Raw genomic sequence first — 4583 nt, forward strand, 5'->3', positions numbered from 1 at the left:
GTCATCCCCGACATATCCGTTACGTTACAGCTGACGCCGGCGCGTTACGGCTGGACCCGGGAAGTACGGGGCGCCGGGCGGTCACCGAGCTGGTCGCGCAGCCTTTGTACGAGCTGGACCAGTTTCGTGTAATGCGACCCGGGCCAGTAAATCCGCCCGCATCCGGCGCACCGGCTGAACGCCTCGTAGTGCTCGCGCGTCAGCGGCTCCAGCTGGTCGATCACCTCGTCCTTGCTCACCGGGGCCAGCATGCCGTTGCAGCGCATGCAGCGGGTGAGCGGCGCCAGCCGCCGCCCCAGGTCCAGCCGGCGCAGCACGTCGAGCGCCTGCTCCTCGGGATCGTCGGAGCGGACGAACAGGGCATGCGTGACGGCGCGGCGCTTCAGCAGGCCGCGATCGCGGGTCAGCAGGATCCGGTGCTGTGCGACGCTGACGTCGGCCAGCGTCTTGTCGTCGGCCTCGTTCGACCACCAGACGTCCAACCCGAGCAGGCGCAGCAGCCACGCCAGCCGGCCGAGGTTGACGTCGACGACGAACCGCGGCTCGCGCAACGGAACCGGCCGCAGCCGGGCGGTGTACCCCACGTCGAGCGCCTCGAAGGTCGGGTAGGCGGCGATGCGGTCGCCAAACCCCGGGCGGTAGGCGAAGTCCCTCGGGGATCCGTTCACCAGGATGAGGTCGACCTCGGTGTGGGGTATGCCCATCGCCTCCAGGACGTCCTTGACGGTCTGGTGTGGCCGGAACGGGCGGCGCACCGTCGTCCCCCGCGACTCGGCCGCCAGGAAGTCGTTGAGTTCGGCGTACACCCGAACTTCGACGTGGCCGGTCGGCTCGTTCACCCACACGGTCCCGCGCCGGCGGCGGCGCGGGTTCGGGTGATGACCGGCTGCGCGAAACCGGCGGAGCCCACCGCGCGTCGCACCTCCTCGTCGACCGCGCCGGCGCGGTCGATCGGCACCAGCGCAATCACACAGCCCCCGAACCCTCCGCCGGTCATCCGCGCGCCCAACGCGCCCGCGCGCACCGCGGTGTCGGCGATCAGGTCGATGTGGTCGGTGGTGATCTCGAAATCGTCGCGCATGGACGCGTGCGATTCGCTGAAGATCCGCCCCGCTTCGGCGAAATCCGAATCATTCAGTGCCACAACGCAATCCATGACCCGGCGGTTCTCGGTCAGCACGTGGCGGGCCCGTCGGGCGTCGACCGGGTCACGCACCGCTGCCACCGCGGACGGCCCGCGGTCCTGGATTTCGCGCAGCGACGACGCCCCGAGGTCCGCGGCCGCCCGCTCGCACGACGCCCGGCGTGCGGCGTAGTCGCCGCCGGCGTGACTGTGGCGGGCCCGGGAGTCGATCAGCAGCAGCGCGACACCGGCGGAGTCCGGGTCGAAGGCCACCGGCGCGAGCGTGAGGTCGCGAAAGTCGATCAGCAGCGCCGTCGCCGGCCGGCCGAACAGCGCCGCCAGCTGGTCGAGCAGACCCGTTGGGGCGCCGACGTAGTCGTTCTCGGCACGCTGGGCCAGGCGCGCCTGTTCCTTGGGGTCGATGCGCACGCCGGCGGCCGCTGCCATCGCGCCCAGCGCCGCGCACTCCAGCGCCGCCGACGACGACAGGCCCGATCCGATCGGGACGTCGCTGGTGATCCGCATCGCGCCACCGGGCACCGGGTGGCCCGCCTGTCGCAGCGCCCAGATCACCCCGGCCACATAGGCGGCCCAGCCGGACACGCCGCCGGGGGCGGTGTCCAGCGGGATGCGCACCGACCCATCCGCGCGGTCGCTGGCCACGGTGACGGCGCCGCCGCGGTCGGGCGTGAACGCCGCCACCGTGCGCTGGGGCAGCGCGATGGGCAGCGCGAACCCCAGGTTGTAGTCGGTGTGCTCGCCGATCAGGTTGATCCGGCCGGGCGCGGCGTAGCGGACCGTCATCCCAGCTCGCGCAGTCGCTCGGCCACGCTTTCGGGCGTCACATCGCTGATGAACGCTTCCATCGCGGACTCTGACCCCGCCAGGTATTTGAGCCTGGTGGCGCTGCGCCGGACCGACATCAACTCGACGTGGAAGTAGCCCTCGGCCTGGGAGCCGGTGTCGGCGTATTGGTGCAACGCCGAAATATAGGGCAGCGGTGAGGAATACATTCGGTCGAACCGCCCCAACACGTCGAGGTAGACGCGCGCGAACGCGTCCAGTTCTTCCTCGTCGAGTTCGGTGATGTTGCGCACGAACCTGTTCGGGTAGATGTGCACCTCGACCGGCCAGCGCGCGGCGAACGGCACGAAGGCGGTGAACAGGCCGTCGCGCACCAGGATTCGGCTGCCGTCGGCGACTTCACCGGCCAGTAGGTCACCGAAGAGGTTGGTGCCGTGACGCTTTCGGTGCCGACGCGCCTGGTCCAGCATCACGGCGGTTCGCGGCGTCAGGTAGGGATAGGCGTAGATCTGACCGTGCGGGTGGTTCAGCGTCACCCCGATCTCTTCGCCGCGGTTCTCGAAGCAGAACACCTGCTCGATCCCGGGCGTGTCCATGAGCTCGGCGGTGCGGTGCCGCCACGCCTCGATGACCAACCGGGCGTGCGCGGGCTCCAATCCCGCGAAGGAGCCGGTGTGGTCGCTGGAAAAGCAGACCACCTCGCAGCGGCCGTGCCCCGGGGCGGACACGAACCCGTCGCCGGGGGGCGCCAACGCCGGCCCGGCGCCCGACAGGCTGGGGAAGCGGTTCTCGAACACCACGACGTCGTAGTCGGGGGCGGGCACCTCGCTGGTGAGACCGGTCGGACCCGGGCACAGCGGGCACTGGGCGGCCGGGGGCATGTAGGTCCGGTCCTGGCGCAGCGCGGCGACGATCACCCACTGCCCCGTCGTCTGGTCGAACCGCAACTCGGAGTGCTGCCCGGCGCGCGCCGGCAGCGGCCTGCGATCTTCGACCGGTGCCGGGCGGTGGCCGGGCAGCGCGAAGAACAGCAGCTCACGGCCGTCGGCCAGCTTCGCCCGCGTCGGCGCTGTCACGATGTCGAAGACTAGCTTGGCCGCCGCGACGCCGTTCGGGTAACCATGATGGGTCGGGCGCCGGGAAGGGGGCAGGGCGATAACCGGTCTTTACGAACAAGCCGGCAACTGGGTGATCGGTTCGGATCCCGGTTTGCTCCGGCTGCGGATGGCGACGCGGACGACGGCCGCGCTCGGCTGTTCGCTGCTGGCGCTTTCCGTCCTGACCCGGGCGACCGGACAGCCCCTGACCGTCGCCCTGTTGGGCGTCGTCATCACGATGGTCGCGTCGCGATCCGTCAACGAGCCGGACCCGCGCCGGCAGCGGATCACCATGGCGCTGCTGCCGCTGCCCGCCGCCGCGTCCATCACCGCCGCCGCGGTGCTCGCGCCCCACCCGGTGGTCAGCGACGCGGTGTTCGTGGTGGTGGTCTTCACGGCCGCCTACATCCGCCGCTTCGGCGCCCGCGGCCGGGCCCTGGGCATGGTCGCCTTCATGTCCTACTTCTTCACGTTGTATCTGCGCGCGCGCATTTCGGAGCTGCCGTGGATGATCGGGGCGGTCGCGGTGGGCACGGTGTGCACGTTCGTGATGACCGCCTACGTCATGCCCGATCGGCCGGAACGCGTGCTGCGGGCGACCGTCCGGGCGTTGCGGGCGAGGATGGCGATCGTCGTCGACACGACGGCGGAAGCGGTGCGCACCGGCCGCCTCGACGAACGCCGCCGGCGCCGCATGCGGGCGCGCACCCTGCGGCTCAACGAGACCGCCCTGATGGTGCAGAGCCAGATCGAGGACAAGGCGGACCCCGCCCTGCTGTGGCCCGGTGTCACCGCCGAACAGCTGGCCCCGTGGCTGCTGGACGCCGAGCTGGCCATCGAGTGGGTGGCCACGGCCGGCCGGCGGGCCGCCGCGCTGGCGTCGGCGGACCCCGGCGCCATACCCGCCCAGACCCGGGCCGCGCTCGTCGACGCGCTCTCCACGCTGGCTCGGGCCATCCGCCTCCCCGAGCCCGACGGCCTTCGACGCGCCGCCGACCAAGCGCAACGACTGCTCGACGAGCAGTGCCGCCCGGCGGCGGCCCCCGCGGACGACGACCCGGGTGAGGCCGCCGTGCGCCGCCTCGCGTTGGCGATAGTCAACGCCGCCACAGCGACTGCCGACGTGCGGGCCATCGTCGACCGGGCCGCCACCGACCGCCCGCTGGGGACCATGGACAGCGAGCGGCCGCCCGCATCCGGCGACGAACCCGCCCAACCCGCCGACGAAGCGCAGCCGGCGGGTCTGCGACCGACCACCCGGCAGGCCATCCAGGTCGCCGTCGCCGCGTCGCTGGCCATCGTCGCCGGCGAGCTGGTGTCGCCGGCTCGCTGGTATTGGGCGGTGATCGCCGCGTTCGTCATCTTCGCCGGCACCAACTCGTGGGGCGAGACCCTCACCAAGGGCTGGCAGCGCCTGCTCGGCACCCTGCTCGGTGTGCCGTGCGGCGTGCTGGTGGCCACGCTGCTGGCTGGCGACAAGTCCGCCGCGCTCGCCGGGATCTTCGTGTGCCTGTTCTGCGCCTTCTATTTCATGACGGTCACCTACAGCCTGATGACGT

The 4583-nt window shown here is 71.6% G+C and carries 4 protein-coding genes and 1 pseudogene; 1 reads left to right on the forward strand and 4 read right to left on the reverse strand.

Features of this window, described 5'->3' with window-relative positions; all coding sequences use genetic code 11:
- Positions 1 to 44: 44 nt before the first annotated feature.
- From A9X04_RS07465 to A9X04_RS31330, 4 genes and pseudogenes are all read right to left on the reverse strand, one after another.
- The gene (locus A9X04_RS07465; protein ID WP_082974860.1) at positions 45 to 839 is read right to left on the reverse strand and encodes a Mut7-C RNAse domain-containing protein; all 795 of its coding nucleotides are present in this window, start codon (positions 837 to 839) and stop codon (positions 45 to 47) included.
- Positions 836 to 1927, reverse strand: a complete 1092-nt coding sequence (locus A9X04_RS07470) for a galactokinase (RefSeq protein ID WP_067919012.1) — start codon at positions 1925 to 1927, stop codon at positions 836 to 838. Before A9X04_RS07470 ends, A9X04_RS07465 begins: the two co-directional genes overlap by 4 nt.
- The gene (galT, locus tag A9X04_RS07475; protein WP_369828928.1) at positions 1924 to 2958 is read right to left on the reverse strand and encodes a galactose-1-phosphate uridylyltransferase; all 1035 of its coding nucleotides are present in this window, start codon (positions 2956 to 2958) and stop codon (positions 1924 to 1926) included. The genes A9X04_RS07470 and galT overlap by 4 nt, the downstream gene beginning before the upstream one ends.
- Positions 2932 to 3003: pseudogene (locus tag A9X04_RS31330) on the reverse strand (hypothetical protein); the annotation flags it as partial. The pseudogene A9X04_RS31330 and the gene galT, both read right to left, overlap by 27 nt.
- Before the next feature lie 112 nt (positions 3004 to 3115).
- Between A9X04_RS31330 and A9X04_RS07480 the strand changes: the two are divergent.
- On the forward strand, positions 3116 to 4583 hold a 1468-nt coding region (locus A9X04_RS07480), incomplete at its 3' end, for an FUSC family protein (RefSeq protein WP_067919014.1).

The sequence above is a fragment of the Mycobacterium sp. E3247 genome (assembly GCF_001667785.1).
GTDB lineage: Bacteria > Actinomycetota > Actinomycetes > Mycobacteriales > Mycobacteriaceae > Mycobacterium.

Bases quoted from the DNA above. Each gene is read 5' to 3' on its own strand.
- A9X04_RS07470 (WP_067919012.1), bottom strand. From the start codon at position 1,927: ATGACGGTCCGCTACGCCGCGCCCGGCCGGATCAACCTGATCGGCGAG.